The sequence below is a fragment of the Haloprofundus marisrubri genome, assembly GCF_001469955.1.
Taxonomy (GTDB): Archaea; Halobacteriota; Halobacteria; order Halobacteriales; family Haloferacaceae; genus Haloprofundus; species Haloprofundus marisrubri.
On record NZ_LOPU01000031.1, the window covers coordinates 38796 to 54146 of the forward strand.

Below are 15351 nucleotides of genomic sequence, written 5' to 3' on the forward strand. Positions count from 1 at the left end.
TCTCACGAACGCGATGAGTGCCGACAGCCCGGACGCCGTCGAGGAGGAGCCAGAAGCGTTCCGCGAAGCCTGCGCCGAACTCGCCAGACGCATCGTCGACGGCGAAATCGACCGCGACGACCTCGAATCCGAGAAGCTGAAGGTGTGTTCGGAGTTCTCGTCGCCGAAAGTGCCGAAGAACGCCGAGATTCTCGAACACGCGCCCGACGAACACCGCGACGACGTGAAGGAGGTCGTCCGTCGAAAGCCCGTCCGGACGGCGTCTGGCGTCTCGCCGGTCGCCATCATGACCTCGCCGGAGATGTGTCCGCACGGCAAATGTCTGTACTGCCCCGGCGGTCCCGCTTCGGAGTTCTCCTCCTCACAGAGCTACACCGGTCACGAACCCGCCGCCGCCCGCGGCGTCCAGAACGACTACGACCCCTACGGGCAGGTGACGCTTCGCCTCGAACAACTGCGTCACATCGGCCATCCCGTCGACAAAGTCGAACTCATCCTGATGGGCGGGACGATGACCGCCCGCAGCCACGACTATCAGGAGTGGTTCGTCAAGCGCGCGCTGGAAGCGATGAACGACTACGATTTGGAGAAAGAGCCAGCGCCCGCCGAGGACCAGTCGTTCAAGCCCGACCCCGAAGAGGTCGAGTTCCAGTATCTCGAAGACGTCATCGCCGAGAACGAAACCGGGAACATTCGGAACATCGGAACGACGTTCGAGACGAAGCCCGACTGGTGCGACCCCGAGCAAATCGACCGAATGCTCGATTTAGGCGCGACTAAAGTCGAAGTCGGCGTCCAGACGACGTACGAACGAATCAACCGCGAGATGCACCGCGGCCACGGTAATCAGGCCTCCATCGACGCCAATCGTCGACTCCGTGACTCGGCGTTCAAAGTCGGCTTCCACATGATGCCCGGCCAACCCGGGATGACAAAGGAAATGTGCGTCGAGGACTTCCGCCAGTTGTTCGAGAACCCGCAGTGGCGGCCCGACTACCTCAAAATCTACCCGACGCTCGTCGTCCGCGGCACCCGAATCTACGACTGGTGGCGCCGCGACGACTACGACCCGCTGACGAACGAGGAAGCCGCAGATATCGTCGCGGAGGCGATGGGGAAGATTCCGAAGTACACCCGACTCCAGCGCGTCCAGCGCGACATTCCCGCAGACTTCATCGACGCCGGCGTCTGGAAGTCGAACCTCCGTCAGTTGGCCGAACAGCGCGCCGAGGAGAAAGGCATCGAAATCCGTGACATCCGTGCCCGCGAGGTGGGGATGAACGAGGCGAACCCCAACGAGGAGGATATCGAACTCGACGTGATGACGTACGAGGCCGGCGGCGGCGTAGAGAAGTTCATCAGCTTCGAGGATACCGAACAGGACCTGCTCGTCGGCTTCTGTCGCCTCCGGTTCCCGTCGTACTCACACGCCGCACCCGAGGGCGGCGCGGCGCTCTCCGCACGCGACCCGGTTCGGCGCGAACTCGAAGAAGCAGCATTAGTCCGCGAACTCCACGTCTACGGGAGCGAGGCGGGCATCGGCGCGAAAGGCGAGTGGCAGCACAAAGGCTACGGGAAGCAGTTGCTGAGGAAAGCAGAGGACATCGCCGCCGACGCCGGATTCGAGAAAATCTCGGTCATCTCCGGTATCGGGGTGCGACAGTACTACCGCGAGAAGATGGGTTACCACCAAGACGGTCCCTACGTCAGCAAACGGCTGTAGCGGCCTTCGATGCTCTCCGTGAGCGAGTGAGACGAGCGCAGTATCCTCAGCGAACGCTGACGAACCGTCCGACAGCGGCCACTCGAAGCGTCCCATCCAGCGCATATACTGTCTTCCGGGAGTGTAGTTACACCGAGAAAAACTCACCGATGGACCAATTTGTTCGCAGCAATTTCCAAAATTTTTGAAGTAGTAGAGGTTTTTGATGGTAGAAAACCACATACTCTCTGGAGGAAACTCGAAATGGTAGACACGTCACGTCGAACTGCATTGAAGCTTCTTGGGGGCGGCGCGCTTGCGCTGGGAGCGGGGACACAAACCGCCGCGGCACAGCAACAGACCGCCCGTGTACGAGCGGTCCACGCGTCACCGGACGCACCGGCCGTCGACGTATACATCGATGGGGAACTCGTACTCGAAGGGTTGGAGTTCCAGGGAGTCAGTCCGTACCTATCGGTTCCGACAGGAACGTACCAGGTCGCCGTCACCCCGGCGGGTGCCAGTGAAGAGGAAGCAGTCATCGACGCGGAGGTGAGCCTGCAGAAAGGCAACTACTCGTTGGCTGCTATCGGCCAAGTGACGGACGGAAGCATTCGCCCGCTCGTCGTCCGCACACCGGTTCTCGGACAGGTCCAAGGACTATCGGTCGCGCAGGCGGTCCACGCGGCTCCCGACGCGCCACCGGTCGACGTGACGGCCGTCGTCGAGAACGAGCAACTCAACCGCCAGCTACAGATGCTGCCGCCGGAACTCGTGATGGGGATTCCGGAGAGTCAACTGCGCTTTACCGACGAAGGACAGGCGGAACTGACGCTCATCGACGGACTCAGTTTCGGCAACGTGAGCGACACGCTGGTCGTTCCGGCGACGCAGTACACGTTGCAGATTCGCGCCGCGACGCCCGGAAACGACGGCGACGTGGTGGCGAGCGTCCCGGCCGCGCTCGAAGGTGGAGTCAGCTACACCGCCTACGCGTCCGGCTACCTCGAACCGCCGCAGGAAGTCGTCGACGAACTCGGCAACCGCGACTTCGAGTTGTTCTTTGCGACGACTCAGTAGTTGAGGACGCTTCGGAACGACACGCCTTTTTTGCCGCCACGGGAATCGAACGGTATGGACCCAAAGCGGGAGCTTTCGAGTATCGACCTCGCCGCGCTCGTCACCGAGTTGCGCCGATACGAGGGCGCGAAGGTCGACAAGGCCTATCTGTACGGCGACGACCTCCTGCGACTCAAGATGCGGGATTTCGACCGCGGCCGCGTCGAACTGTTCGTGGAGGTCGGCGACGTCAAACGCGCACACGTCGCCGCCGCCGAACACGTGCCGGACGCTCCCGGCCGCCCGCCGAACTTCGCAAAGATGCTTCGCAACCGCCTCTCGGGGGCGGATTTCGCGGGCGTCGAACAGTTCGAGTTCGACCGGATTCTCGTCTTCAAGTTCGAGAGAGGAGATAGCGACACTGAACTCGTCGCCGAACTGTTCGGCCAAGGCAACATCGCCGTCTTAGACGAAAACCGCGAAGTGGTGAGCAGTCTCTCGACGGTTCGGCTCAAATCGCGCACCGTCGCACCGGGCAGTCAGTACGAGTTCCCAAGTTCACGGCTGAACCCGCTGGACGTGCGCTACGAGGCGTTCGCGCACAAGATGGACGACTCCGACACCGACGTGGTACGGACGCTGGCGACACAACTGAACCTCGGCGGACTGTACGCCGAAGAAGTGTGTACTCGTGCAGGCGTCGAGAAGACGATGGACATCGCCGACGCCGGCGACGAGGAGTACGAGAAACTGTACGACGCACTCGGCCGCCTCCGCGACCAACTCGCCAAAGGGGAGTTCGACCCGCGCGTCTACCTCGAAGACGACGCCGTCGTCGACGTGACGCCGTTCCCACTCGAAGAACACGAATCCGAGGGACTGGACGCCGAGGCGTACGACTCGTTCAACGGCGCACTCGACGAGTACTTCCACCGACTCGACCGGAGCGACGACGACGGCGGGAGTAGCGGAGGCGGGGCCGCCGCCGACACCGGCAGACCCGACTTTCAGGAGGAAATCGAGAAGAAACAGCGCATCATCGAACAGCAGGAGGGCGCTATCAGTGGCTTCGACGAGCAGGCGCAGGAGGAACGCGAACGCGCCGAGCAGGTGTACGCGCGCTACGACCTCGTCAACGAGATTCTGACGACGATACGCGGGGCGCGAGAGCAGGGCGTCCCGTGGGACGACATCGGCACGAAGTTCGAGGAAGGCAAAGAACAGGGAATCGACGCGGCCGAGGCGGTCCGCGGCGTCGACGGCGCGAACGGCACTGTCACCGTTTCCCTCGACGACACGACGGTGACACTCGACGTGTCGATGGGCGTCGAGAAGAACGCCGACCAGTTGTACAAGGAGGCAAAGCGCGTCGAAGAGAAGAAGGAAGGTGCACTCGACGCCATCGAGGACACCCGCGAGGACCTCGAAGCGCTCAAAAAGCGCCGCGAGGAGTGGGAACGAGGCGACGAGGACGAAGACGAGGAAGACGAGGAAGACGACGACCACGAGGAGATAAACTGGCTCTCGCGGCAGTCAGTCCCGATTCGCCAGCAAGACCACTGGTTCGAGCGGTTCCGCTGGTTCCGCACCAGCGACGACTTCCTCGTCATCGGCGGCCGCAACGCCGACCAGAACGAAGAACTGGTGAAGAAGTATCTCGGGAAGGGTGACCTGTTCTTCCATACGCAGGCCCGTGGCGGTCCGGTGACGATTCTGAAGGCAACCGGCCCGAGTGAACCCGCCCGCGACGTGGAGATACCCGAGCAGAGCAGAGAGGAGGCAGCGCAGTTCGCCGTCTCCTACGCCTCCGTCTGGAAGGAGGGCCGCTTCGCCGAGGACGCGTACATGGTGACACACGACCAGGTGTCGAAGACGCCCGAAAGCGGCGAGTACGTCGAGAAAGGCTCGTTCGTGATTCGCGGTGACCGGACGTACTACCGCGACGTGAAAGCCGAAGTCGCCGTCGGCATCGCCTGTGAACCCGAGACGCGTGTCGTCGGCGGTCCGCCATCCGCGATAGAACCGCAAGCGGAGACGTCGATTCGGGTCCGGCCGGGTCGCTACGCCCAAAACGACATGGCGCAGATGTGCTACCGTCAACTCCGCAAACGGTTCGCCGACCAATCGTTCGTCAGAAAGGTTGCAAGTGCTGACAAGATACAGGAGTTCCTCCCGCCGGGCGGCAGCGAGATGGTCGAGTAATCGGCCATTGACGCCCCCAGAGTCGTGATAATACGGTTTTTGTGAAGAAACGGTTAAATCCTTACATTGAGTATCAAGATGCTGAGAACTACACGTGGAGCGTCGCGTTCGTCACGAACGCCCGAGCGACTCGTGGAGGGTTCTCGGAGAACATCATGCTTACCGAATCGCTCTCATACGTACGAAACAGCGACGACTGGCTCAAGAACGTCCTCATCGGCGGCGTTCTCAGTCTGCTCGGCTTCCTCATCATCCCGACGTTCCTCGTCCTCGGCTACCTGCTCCGCGTCGTCCGCAGTTCGATGCGCGGCGAGGAGCGCCCCCCGGCGTTCGACGAGTGGGGTGAGATGCTCGTCGACGGGCTGAAAGGGTTCGCTATCGCACTCGCGTACAGCCTCGTGCCGTTGCTGTTAGCCATCGTCTTCGCGGTACTCACCGGCGTCACCGCGAACGGTGGCGACATCGGTGTCGTCAGCGGTCTGTTCGGCCTCGTCGGCGCGCTGCTCGTCTTCGTGACGAGCCTCGCCGTGGCCTACGCGCTCCCGGCGGGACTGGCGAGCTACGCCGAAACCGACCGGATGGGGTCGGCCTTTGACACCGGTATGCTCCGCTCGACGCTCACGTCGGGTACCTACGCGACTGCGTGGGTGACGGCGTTCGTCGTCTTCCTCGGCGCGGGTATCGTTGCGGGTGCGCTGAACGTCGTCCCGCTACTCGGCACCGTCGTCGGCGTGTTCGTCTCGTTCTACGCCGCCGTCGCCGGTTACCACATCATCGGCCGCGCGTGGGGCGAGATGCACCCCGTCGAAATGCGCGACGGCGAGATGCCCGACGAACGCGCCGCCATCTGAGCGCAGTCGTTCCAGTGGTCGACCGACTTTTTCGAGTCAGAGTTCGGAGGTACGGTTATGTGTCGACGGACCGACTGTGCTGGTAGATGTTTCGAGACGCGCTGAACGCTCCGGCCCGTACCCCTGACGCGATTCAGACGCTGTTCTTCGGCGCGTTCCTCTCACTTCTGGTGCTCTCCTTGCCGGTCGTACTGCTACTCGGGGCGGTGTCTCCGCTGCTTGTCGTGTTCGCCGTACCCGCACTCGTGGCGGCGCTGTTGCTCCGTGGCTACTACGTACGGACGATGCGGGTCGGACTCGACGGACGCGACGCTGCCCCGTCGTTCGTCCGATGGAGCGGACTGCTGAGAGACGGCGCCCGGTCGTATGCCATTGCGTTCGTCTACCTGTTTCCGGTCGTTGCGCTGTGGTTTCTCGTCGTAATCGTCGCGGTGGGGACTCAGTTCGGTAGTGGAGAACCGGGCGTCGGTGCGAGCGCGCTCGCGCTCTCGGCTACGCTCGCAACGGTTCTCAGCGGACTCTACTTCCCCGTTTTCGCGTATCTCTACCCGGCCGCACTCGTGAGCTACGCGGCAACAGAACGCCTTGGTGCGGCTTTCTCCCCCCGAACGGTCGGTAGCGTGCTTCTCGACAAGGAGTACGCGACCGGGTGGCTGTTGTCCAGCGGGTTGCTGGTGGTCGTCGCTGTCGTCGGCGTACCGCTGTCGCTGTTTCTCGTCGGCGTCGTAGTCGTGTTCTACCTTCAGACGGCCGCCAACGTCGTGTACGGACGGGCCGCACAGACGGCACTGGCGGACGAACTCGCGGGCGACGACGGGAGGTCGGAACCCGAAGCGATACACCGCGGACCCGAAGCGGCGGCAGCAGTACAAGTCGGCCGGAGCGTCGTGTGCACCGACGGTGACCCCGAAGCTGCGGATAGGAGTCCTGAAGACGCCGAGACCCGGGTCGACGAGAGTGTGCGACGGGACGGGACGACTCCGGTGGAGACGAACCGCACGGACGAGAGAGAGACTGTCGAGGGAAGCGAGACGGACGAAGCGAACCGGAGAGACCAGCCCGACCGAACGTAGGACGACGAGTCACCTATGGGTTCATCGTCGAATCGTTCCGCGGTCTCCACTCGAAGAACGACACCGTGAAGCGACTCGCTCGGAAACGTCTCAGCCATGTTACGGGAGGCGCTCCGCTATCCGCTCCGCGGTGACGACGCCGCAGAACGACTAATTCTCGGCGGCGGCCTCCACGTCGTCACCGCGTTCGTCCCGGTCGTCCCACTCGTCTTCGTGGTCGGCTATCTCGTTCGCGTACTCAACGAGGTGAGCGACGGGCCGTCGGCGTTCAGAGGCGGCCCTCCGCCGGGCTTCGGCGACGTCCGGGCACTCGTCGTCGACGGACTGAAAGCGGCGTTGGTCGTCGCGCTGTACGCCGCCGGACCGCTCGCTATCCTTCTCGTGACGCTCGGTGGCGTGAGCGGTCTCTCGCCGGCGGCACTGGCCGGGACGGCGGGCGTCGCCGTGCTCGCCGGGTCGACGGCGGCGTTGCTCGCGGCGCTCGGCGTCGCGTACCTGCTTCCGGCGGCGCTCGTTGCCTACGCGCACTCGCGTCACCTCCGGGCGGCGTTCGACCGCTCGTTTCTCGGGGCGACGGCGACGGACGCGCGATACTTCGTCGCCGTCGTCGCCGCCGCTGGCGTGCTGAGCGTCGCTGCGCTGCTGTCGTCGCTGGGTGCACCTCGCTCGGTTCCGCGCTTCGTCGGCTTCTTCGTGTTGTTCTACGCGGAGGTTGCGGCGGCGGCGCTCGTTGGCCACGTCGCCGGTGAGAACGTGTCGGCGACGCGCGCAGCGTCGGAGTAAGACGTTGCTATCGGAGATGGGCTTACAGGTGGTCCTGCAATGTCTGTCTCTGCGGGTGGCGACCACTCGACGGCCTCGACCACGCTCCGACGGTCCGTCGGAGCGACCCGCAGTCGGCTCTCAGCGCATAGCCGGTGGTGGCCGCGTCATCCGGGATAAGGATTCGTTCGATGCACTGTTCGGACGGCGACTGCGCCCGATGCAAAGCCACCTTAACCCCCGAGAGCGAGAATCGAGTATGCGAATCGCAGGCCGTGGTCGCGGCGAGGAGGGGCGCGAGCGCATGACGCTCGTCCCCGAGAACGTCGACGACCTCTGGCACCTCTCGTACGTGCTCGAACCCGGTGACCGCGTCTCCGGCGACACGACCCGGCGCATCCAGCGGGCGGACGACCAGATGCGCGACACCGGCGGCGAGCGCGAACACCTCCACGTCACCCTCGAAACCGAGGACGTCGAGTTCGCCCGCTTCGCCAACCGTCTCCGGGTCGGCGGCGTTATCATCGGGTGTTCCCGCGAGGACCAACTCGGCCAGCACCACACGCTCAACGTCGAGGAGCGCAGCGAGATAACCATCGAGAAGCACTTCAAACCGGACCAAAAAGACCGCATCGAGGAGGCCGAACGCGCCACCGAGAACCCCGACGTGGTCATCGCTACCGTCGAAGAAGGTGAAGCGTACATCCACACCGTCGCCCAGTACGGCACCGAGGAGTACGCCTCCTTCACCGCGCCGACCGGCAAAGGCGAGTACGCTCGTCCGCGAAGCGAACTGTTCGACGAACTCGGCTCCGCGCTGTCGCACGTCGACGCCGACACCGTCATTCTGGCGGGTCCGGGCTTCACCAAACAGGACGCCCGCGACCACATCGCCGACAACTACTCCGAGGTGGCCGAGAAGATGACCATCGTCGACACCGCGAGCGTCGGTGACCGCGGCGTCCACGAAGTGCTGAAACGCGGCGCGGTCGACGACGTGCAAAAGGAGACACGCATCGCCCGCGAGGCGGAGCGCATCGACGACCTGATGGAGCGCATCGCCGAGGGCGCGAAAGCCGCCTACGGCGTCGAGCAGGTGGCGCAGGCCGCCGATTTCGGTGCGGTAGAGGAACTCCTGATTTTGGACTCCCGGCTCCGCGACGAGCGACAGGGTCGCGGCGATTGGAATCTCGACGTCAACGACATCATCGAGACCGTCGAGCAGAAAGGCGGCGAAGTCACCGTCTTTTCGGCGGAGTTCCAACCCGGCCAGCAGTTGAAGAACCTCGGCGGTGTCGCGGCGCTGTTGCGGTACCGACTCGAATAACGACCGTCGTCGAACGACGAGAATCACTGTCTGTCAGTCGGTGGAGACCGTCACGTGACGGGGATGACGCTTTTGCGCGTCGAACCCTACCACCCCTCGTGGCGAGAAGACGGAACGGACCGACACTCAGCGACCGATTCGAGCGGTGGCTCGACTTCGTCTTCTTTGCGGGCATGGAGGTGTCGTTTCTCTCGCTGCCGGTGCTCGTGCTCCTGCTCGGCCTTCGCCCCGCCGGCCCGGTGTCGGCGGCGGCGTTGGCCTCGCTCACCACCACCGTCGTCGCCGTCGGCAGTTTCCGGGGCCGCTACTTCGACGTGGGCGCGTGGCCGCGCGTCGGCCAGTTCCGGACGATGCCGATTCGTTCGGCGTACTACGGCGGCGTCATCGGTGCGGGGACGTATCTCGGAACGACCGTTCACGTCGGGACGGGTATGGCCGTTCTCGGTGTCTTCCTTCCCGCCTTACTCGCAGTACTGGCGCTGGCGGCGCTGCCACGAGTTCTCGGCGGTCTGTTCCGCGCCTCCAAGGCGAGTTTGTAGCTCGTTTCACTCCGTCACTCGGTTACTCGCCGGTGAGCGCTTCGCTGGCGGGCGCGAAGTCGATACTCGTGCCCAGTCCCTCCTCGCGCGCTTTCTCGTACAGCATGTACGCCGCAGCGACCGTCTCGATACCGGTGCCGCCGCTGTCGAACAGCGTAATCTCCTCGTCGTTCTCGCGGCCCGGCACTTCGCCGGCGACGACGTCGCCGAGTTCGGCGTAGATGTCGTCTTCGGTGACGACACCTTCCTCCATCGCGTGGAGGAACGACCCGGCGTCTCTCGTCGCCCGGTCTCTGAGGTCGGGGACGTACTTCGCGCGCTCGATGGTCGTCGTGTCGACCTCCCGTTTGTTGGCGCTGTACTGACCCATCGCGGTGACGTGCGTGCCGGGTTCGAGCAGGTCGCCGTCGAACACGGGTTCGGAGGCGTTCGTCGCCGTGACGACGACGTCCGCGCCTTCGACGGCGGCGGCGCTGGAGGCGACGGCGGCGACGCTCGCGTCGAGGAGGCGGTCCATCTCGCCGGCGAACGATTCTCTGTTCTCCTTCGTCGGCGAGTACACCCAGACGGTGTCGATGTCGCGGACGGCCGCGACGGCGCGCAACTGCCCGCGGGCCTGTGCGCCGCTGCCGATGATGGCGACGGACGCTGCATCTTCGCGGGCGAGTGCGTCGACGGCGACGCCACCGGCCGCGCCCGTCTTGAACGGGTTCATGCTCGCGCCATCGAGCAACGCGAGCGGTTCGCCGGAGTCGGCGTCGAAAAGCGGCGTCATGAACCACGCGTCGCGTTCGCCGAATCCGGCGGCGTACATGTAGCCACCCATCGCGCCGGTGTCGGGGAGAATGGCGGCGTACGTGGTGAACATCCCCGGTGGGTCGCCGTTGACGAGTTTAGTCCGTGGCTCCGCCGATGCACCCTCGCCGCGTTCTCTGTACCCCTCACGAACCGCGTCGACGTACTCGGCGGGCGTAGCGAGGCCGGCGACATCGTCGCTCGTGAGAAACAGTGTGTCTGTCATACCCGTGGGAACGAACGCGACGCCTAAAACCGTGCGGGCGGCGGCGAAAACGCGAGCGTGGTGCGGGTAAAACAGTGAGAGAACGGAGCGAGAGCGTCGAGAGAACCGAACAGAAGGGAAAGGAAAGAGAAGAGAAAGGACGGGACGGGACTCAGTCGGCGTTGAGCTGCTGGCTCTGGGTGTTCTGTGTGACTGCACCGGGTTGGCTCTCCACCGGGCCGTTGACGAACAGCGCGTGACCCATGATGCCGACCGAGCCAATCGCCGCGATTGGGACGGCGGTCGTGAGACCGACGCCGGCGGTGGTGAGTATTGCAGTGACTCCGAACAACACGAGTGGAATGAGTCCAAGAACGTAGTCGTAGTATCCCGTCATAAGGTATTACAAAGTATGCATGGGGGATATATAATTCTTTCCTGTGACTAAACCACAACCACGAGAAAATCTCCCAGTGGGATTTCTATAACTTATGAAAATACGACGCCGCTCGACACCGAAGACGAACCAGAGCGTCGCTCTCACAGAGAAGGCGCTTCAGGCCCGAATACGCCCGAAATCGAATGTCTTCGAGATTTATTACCGTGTGTATCAGTGTCACTAATAGGTTACATCGCCTGTGTAACGACTCCGCTTTTCTCTTCGAGTTGGCGTAGCGAGTCGAGAATTTCGTCCGGCTTGCCCCCATCGGTGAGTTAAACCCTCCCGTCGTTAGAACCATCACCGTGAACCGTAACGACCGTTCGATTGTGGCGCTCGTGATGCTCGCTCACGGGATGGTCCACACCTACGAGTTGTCCGTTCCCATCTTCGTCACTATCTGGCTCTTGGAGTTCGAGACTATCAGCCTCGGCTTCGCGCAGTTTCCGGTGAACGAGGCGACGCTCGGTCTCGTCGTCACCGCTGGCTACGCCCTGTTCGGATTGGGTGCACTTCCGGGCGGCGTGCTCGTCGATAAACTCGGCTCACGCCGTCTCATCACGCTCTGTCTGCTCGGCATGTCGGCGTCGTTCTTCATCCTCGGTGTCGCGCCGAGCGTACTCGCCATCGCGTTCGCACTCGTGGTCTGGGGCGTCGCCGCGAGCGTCTACCACCCCGCCGGACTGGCGCTCATCAGCAAAGGCGTCGAAGAGCGCGGAACCGGCTTCGCCTATCACGGTATGGCCGGCAACATCGGCATCGGCCTCGGCCCGCTCGTCGCCGCGATTCTCCTGTTGTTCGTCGACTGGCGCATCGTCGCCACCGTGCTGGCTGTTCCGGCACTGTTGGCCGCGCTGTTCGCCTATCGTGCCGAGTTCGACGAGAACGCCGCCGTCAGCGGGGCGGCCGCGGAGACCGACGGCGGAGACTCGAAGGCGGACGCCGGTGTCGAGTCCTGGGGCGAGTTCGTCAGCGAGTCCAAACGGCTCTTTGCCGGCAGTTTCGTCTTCGTATTTATCGTCGTGATGTGTTCGGGACTGTACTACCGCGGCGTACTCACGTTCCTGCCGCAGTTGCTCGCCGGACTGCCGGGTGTCGACCCCGTCTCGCTGTCGTCGCTCATCCCCGGTGACCTGCTCGCGTCGGTCGGTCTCGAAGCGTCCGGCGACAGCCAACTCAACCCCGAGCGCTACATCTACTCGGGACTGTTGATGATTGGCGTGCTTGGGCAGTACGCCGGCGGGAAACTCACCGACAGCGTCGCCCCCGAGAAAGGTATCGCCGGGGCGTTCGGCGCACTCGCCGTGCTCGCACTCGTCTTCCTCCCCGTGGCGAACCTCGGTATCGGACCGCTGCTCGTCGTGGCCGCGGTTCTCGGCTTCGCGCTGTTCGTCGTCCAACCGCTGTACCAAGCGACCGTCGCCGAGTACACGCCCGCGGGGACGCGCGGACTCTCCTACGGCTACACCTACCTCGGCGTGTTCGGCATCGGCGCACTCGGCGGCGCTATCGCCGGTGCGATTCTCCAGTACGCCTCGCCCGGCGCGCTGTTCGTCACGCTCGCTGGATTCGCCGCGGTGGCGTCGCTGGTCGGTGTGTATCTCTCACGGAACGAGTCGACAGTCTGAGTGGCGGCGAAGGCGAAGGGAACGGAACGGAACGCGGTTTTTTGCTTTCAGCGGACTTTGAACACGAGCCATCGCCAGACGCCGAGCGCGAAGCCGACGGTGACGAGCGTGACGACGATGAAGATGGGGTCCGCGCCGCCCTCGAAGAACGGCGAGGCGCGGATGCCGAGGCCGATGATGTCGGCGGGTACCCACGACCGGATGGCGAGCGGAATCGACGCTTTGGCGGACTCGCCCGCGCCGGCGGAGTACGCGCCGACCAGCGGCGCACAGATGAGCCAGCCGATGAAGAACGGTACGAGCGTCGTCAGCCAGCCGACGGGGTCACTCGTGAGATAGGAGACGCCGCCGTTGTGCATCGCCACGCCGAACGTGAGCACGAGGCCGATGACGAGCACGTCACCGACGGCAAGCGGCAGCGTCCCGCGGTCGATTCGTTGGTCCCAGAACGATTCCGATTGGGTGGCCATATCCGGTGATTCGCACGGGGCCTAATGATTGCCCGGATTGTCGTTTCGCGCGTGAGTGAGTGACACGCGTTCGGCGGTGTGGACGGTCGCCACTCCGAGCACTCGCTTGTCTCGCCCGGACCACAGCCCACGTCCGGACCACACGGTCTTTGTCGTCACGCGCGAAGCGACCTGCATGGAGTTTCTCGTGCTCGGCTGGCCGGAAGACGACGTGACGCTGCGTCTCGACTACCGGCAGTTCAGCTACGCCGGAAAGTTCGTCATGTCGAACACGGGGAAAGCCGTCGTCCGCGTCGACGACGAGGAACGGGCGAGAGGGCCGGAAACGGGCGACGAAGCCGACGAGTTCGACCGCGACGTACTCGCGGCCGTCGCGTTCAACGAGGACCGCACCGACTCCACGACGCTGTGGATTCGCTACGTTACCGTCCGCCAGGACCGCCGTGGCGACGGACTCGGACCGAAACTCGCCGCGTTTCTCGCCGAGCAGGCGCGAGAGCAGGGCTACGACCGTCTCCGAATCGCCGTCAACAACCCGTTCGCCTACGAGGCGCTGTACAAAGCCGGATTCGCGTACACCGGCCGACAGACTGGACTTGCGGAGTTGGTGTTGGAGCGGGAGTTCGATGGCGAGACGGTCCGGAACCGAAGCCGAGAGACGTATCAGTCCGGACTGGACGCGTACCGCGAACGCGACCTCGGCGACGACGAACGGTCGTTTCTCGAATCGAGAGCCGACGCCGACCCGCCGGAGACGATTTCGGCACCCGAAAGTGCGGACGTTTAACTCCGAGACCGTCTAACGTCGGCCAATGGGAAACGCAGCGTTGCGCCAGTTGGCGGCGCTCTCAGAGGTGTCGTTCGACGACCTCGATGGGAGAGTCGTCGCCGTCGACGCGCACAACTGGCTCTACCGATATCTGACGACGACGGTCAAGTGGACCAGAGACGGGGTGTACACGACGAGCGAGGGCGAGGAAGTCGCCAACCTCGTCGGCATCGTCCAAGGCCTCCCCAAATTCTTCGAACACGACCTCGTCCCCGTCTTCGTCTTCGACGGCGGCGTGACCGAGTTGAAAGACGACGAAGTGGCCGAGCGACGCGAACAGCGCGAGAAAGCCGAGGAGATGCTCGCAGACGCCCAAGAACGCGGCGACCACATCGAAGCGGCCCGCCTCGAAGCGCGCACCCAACGACTGACGAGCGTCATCCAAGAGACGAGTCGTGAACTGCTCGACTTGCTCGACGTTCCCTACGTCGAAGCACCCGCCGAGGGCGAGGCGCAGGCGGCGTACATGGCCCGCCGCGGCGACGCCGACTACGTCGGCAGCGAGGACTACGACACGCTGCTGTTCGGCGCGCCGTTGACGCTTCGCCAACTCACCAGCTCCGGGAACCCGGAACTGATGAGTCTGGACGAGACGCTCGACGAACACGACCTCACCTACGAGCAACTCGTCGACGTGGGCATCCTCTGTGGCACCGACTTCAACCCCGGCGTCGACGGTATCGGCCCGAAGACGGCGCTCAAATTGGTGCGAGAACACGGCGACCTCTTCGGCGTGTTGGAAGCGCGCGGCGAACACGTCGAGTTCGCCGACCGGATTCGAGAGTTGTTTTTGGACCCGCCGGTCACAGACGAGTACGAGTTCGACACCGACGTCGACCCCGACATCTCGGCGGCGCGCAGTTACGTTATCGAGGAGTGGGAAGTCGACGCCGACGAGGTCGAACGCGGCTTCGAGCGCATCGACGACGCGCTGAGTCAGACCGGACTCGACCGCTGGACTTAGCGAAGTTCGACCGAGACGATTTCGGCGGGCGTCTCGCCGCAGCGACGGTAGCGTGGGGTGTCGACTTCGAAGTCTGCTGAATTCTCGGTGTCACCGCCACCGTCGCCGTTTCTCGTCTCATCCTCGCTGCGTTCGACCTCGAAGACGCGAAGCGAAATCACGAGTCGCCCGGAATCGAGCGTCGCGCGAAGCACCGGCCCGGTGGCGGTGACGACGACGTACGGTGGGGCGGCGACCGGCGGTGCGGCGAGTTCGCCTCCCGCGGTGTCGACGCAGCGAGCGAGCAGTCCCGGCAACTGTTCGGTGATGCCCGCGCGAGCGAGGACGGTTTCGAGAGGCGAAACGACACGCGCTCTCTCGGTCGTCGTCTCGCCGTCCCATCCGGTGACAAGGGCGTCCGCGCAGTCGACGACGCTGTCGAGAAGTGCGGACTCCTCGGCGAGCAGGTACGCACGAACTCGGTCGACAGTACTCACACGCTTCAGTCACGGGCGGTGGATAAACGA

General features: G+C 64.1%; 15 protein-coding genes. 11 read left to right on the plus strand and 4 right to left on the minus strand.

Annotation, left to right across the window (positions count from 1 at the left end; all coding sequences use genetic code 11):
* Window positions 1-13: 13 nt before the first annotated feature.
* The 8 genes from AUR64_RS16360 (at window position 14) to AUR64_RS16395 (ending at window position 9515) form a co-directional block, all read left to right on the plus strand.
* Entirely contained in the window at window positions 14-1723 is a 1710-nt protein-coding gene (locus tag AUR64_RS16360; RefSeq protein WP_058583042.1) for a tRNA uridine(34) 5-carboxymethylaminomethyl modification radical SAM/GNAT enzyme Elp3, read from the plus strand.
* Between the two features lie 243 nt (window positions 1724-1966).
* Window positions 1967-2782: a DUF4397 domain-containing protein gene (locus tag AUR64_RS16365; RefSeq protein WP_082230828.1), complete on the plus strand. Its 816-nt coding sequence runs from the start codon at window positions 1967-1969 to the stop codon at window positions 2780-2782.
* A 54-nt stretch (window positions 2783-2836) separates the two neighbouring features.
* Window positions 2837-4963, plus strand: coding sequence for a ribosome rescue protein RqcH (gene rqcH / locus AUR64_RS16370; RefSeq protein ID WP_058583044.1), 2127 nt, complete (start codon window positions 2837-2839; stop codon window positions 4961-4963).
* 155 nt (window positions 4964-5118) lie between these two features.
* Window positions 5119-5814 (plus strand): DUF4013 domain-containing protein, encoded by a 696-nt coding sequence (locus AUR64_RS16375; RefSeq protein WP_058583151.1) that lies wholly within the window; start codon window positions 5119-5121, stop codon window positions 5812-5814.
* 86 nt (window positions 5815-5900) lie between these two features.
* Window positions 5901-6887, plus strand: coding sequence for a DUF4013 domain-containing protein (locus AUR64_RS16380; RefSeq protein WP_058583045.1), 987 nt, complete (start codon window positions 5901-5903; stop codon window positions 6885-6887).
* Between the two features lie 96 nt (window positions 6888-6983).
* Window positions 6984-7670 carry a DUF4013 domain-containing protein gene (locus AUR64_RS16385; protein WP_058583046.1) on the plus strand — a complete coding sequence of 229 codons (687 nt, stop codon included), beginning with the start codon at window positions 6984-6986 and terminating at the stop codon, window positions 7668-7670.
* A 238-nt stretch (window positions 7671-7908) separates the two neighbouring features.
* Window positions 7909-8976 carry an mRNA surveillance protein pelota gene (locus AUR64_RS16390; RefSeq protein ID WP_058583047.1) on the plus strand — a complete coding sequence of 356 codons (1068 nt, stop codon included), beginning with the start codon at window positions 7909-7911 and terminating at the stop codon, window positions 8974-8976.
* A gap of 98 nt (window positions 8977-9074) precedes the next feature.
* Complete coding sequence (locus AUR64_RS16395) at window positions 9075-9515, plus strand: hypothetical protein (protein WP_071391308.1); 441 nt, start codon at window positions 9075-9077, stop codon at window positions 9513-9515.
* A 22-nt stretch (window positions 9516-9537) separates the two neighbouring features.
* Here AUR64_RS16395 and AUR64_RS16400 read toward each other — a convergent pair whose 3' ends face one another.
* Together AUR64_RS16400 and AUR64_RS16405 are read right to left on the minus strand one after the other, a co-directional pair.
* Complete coding sequence (locus AUR64_RS16400; protein ID WP_058583048.1) at window positions 9538-10536, minus strand: ornithine cyclodeaminase family protein; 999 nt, start codon at window positions 10534-10536, stop codon at window positions 9538-9540.
* 151 nt (window positions 10537-10687) lie between these two features.
* The gene (locus AUR64_RS16405) at window positions 10688-10912 is read right to left on the minus strand and encodes a hypothetical protein (RefSeq protein ID WP_058583049.1); all 225 of its coding nucleotides are present in this window, start codon (window positions 10910-10912) and stop codon (window positions 10688-10690) included.
* Between the two features lie 383 nt (window positions 10913-11295).
* Here AUR64_RS16405 and AUR64_RS16410 point away from each other — a divergent pair, with 383 nt between their 5' ends.
* Window positions 11296-12582, plus strand: coding sequence for an MFS transporter (locus AUR64_RS16410; protein ID WP_205628419.1), 1287 nt, complete (start codon window positions 11296-11298; stop codon window positions 12580-12582).
* A 47-nt stretch (window positions 12583-12629) separates the two neighbouring features.
* Here AUR64_RS16410 and AUR64_RS16415 read toward each other — a convergent pair whose 3' ends face one another.
* A complete protein-coding gene (locus tag AUR64_RS16415) occupies window positions 12630-13052 on the minus strand; it encodes a DUF3054 domain-containing protein (RefSeq protein ID WP_058583051.1) in 423 nt (140 codons plus the stop codon).
* Window positions 13053-13227: 175 nt separating this feature from the next.
* On the opposite strand from AUR64_RS16415, the gene AUR64_RS16420 reads away from it, so the two are divergent.
* Both AUR64_RS16420 and fen read left to right on the plus strand, forming a co-directional pair.
* Entirely contained in the window at window positions 13228-13839 is a 612-nt protein-coding gene (locus tag AUR64_RS16420; RefSeq protein WP_058583052.1) for a GNAT family N-acetyltransferase, read from the plus strand.
* 25 nt (window positions 13840-13864) lie between these two features.
* The gene (gene fen, locus AUR64_RS16425) at window positions 13865-14845 is read left to right on the plus strand and encodes a flap endonuclease-1 (protein ID WP_058583053.1); all 981 of its coding nucleotides are present in this window, start codon (window positions 13865-13867) and stop codon (window positions 14843-14845) included.
* On the opposite strand, the gene AUR64_RS16430 is transcribed toward fen, so the two are convergent.
* Window positions 14842-15321 (minus strand): hypothetical protein, encoded by a 480-nt coding sequence (locus tag AUR64_RS16430; RefSeq protein ID WP_071391309.1) that lies wholly within the window; start codon window positions 15319-15321, stop codon window positions 14842-14844. The genes fen and AUR64_RS16430 overlap by 4 nt on opposite strands.
* Window positions 15322-15351: the final 30 nt, after the last annotated feature.

Coding starts and splice junctions, on each gene's coding strand:
- AUR64_RS16390 (WP_058583047.1), top strand. CDS start 7,909: ATGCGAATCGCAGGCCGTGGTCGCGGCGAGGAGGGGCGCGAGCGCATG.
- AUR64_RS16365 (WP_082230828.1), top strand. CDS start 1,967: ATGGTAGACACGTCACGTCGAACTGCATTGAAGCTTCTTGGGGGCGGC.
- AUR64_RS16405 (WP_058583049.1), bottom strand. CDS start 10,912: ATGACGGGATACTACGACTACGTTCTTGGACTCATTCCACTCGTGTTG.
- AUR64_RS16415 (WP_058583051.1), bottom strand. CDS start 13,052: ATGGCCACCCAATCGGAATCGTTCTGGGACCAACGAATCGACCGCGGG.
- AUR64_RS16410 (WP_205628419.1), top strand. CDS start 11,296: ATGCTCGCTCACGGGATGGTCCACACCTACGAGTTGTCCGTTCCCATC.
- AUR64_RS16360 (WP_058583042.1), top strand. CDS start 14: ATGAGTGCCGACAGCCCGGACGCCGTCGAGGAGGAGCCAGAAGCGTTC.
- AUR64_RS16385 (WP_058583046.1), top strand. CDS start 6,984: ATGTTACGGGAGGCGCTCCGCTATCCGCTCCGCGGTGACGACGCCGCA.
- fen (WP_058583053.1), top strand. CDS start 13,865: ATGGGAAACGCAGCGTTGCGCCAGTTGGCGGCGCTCTCAGAGGTGTCG.
- AUR64_RS16420 (WP_058583052.1), top strand. CDS start 13,228: ATGGAGTTTCTCGTGCTCGGCTGGCCGGAAGACGACGTGACGCTGCGT.
- AUR64_RS16380 (WP_058583045.1), top strand. CDS start 5,901: ATGTTTCGAGACGCGCTGAACGCTCCGGCCCGTACCCCTGACGCGATT.
- AUR64_RS16375 (WP_058583151.1), top strand. CDS start 5,119: ATGCTTACCGAATCGCTCTCATACGTACGAAACAGCGACGACTGGCTC.
- AUR64_RS16400 (WP_058583048.1), bottom strand. CDS start 10,536: ATGACAGACACACTGTTTCTCACGAGCGACGATGTCGCCGGCCTCGCT.
- rqcH (WP_058583044.1), top strand. CDS start 2,837: ATGGACCCAAAGCGGGAGCTTTCGAGTATCGACCTCGCCGCGCTCGTC.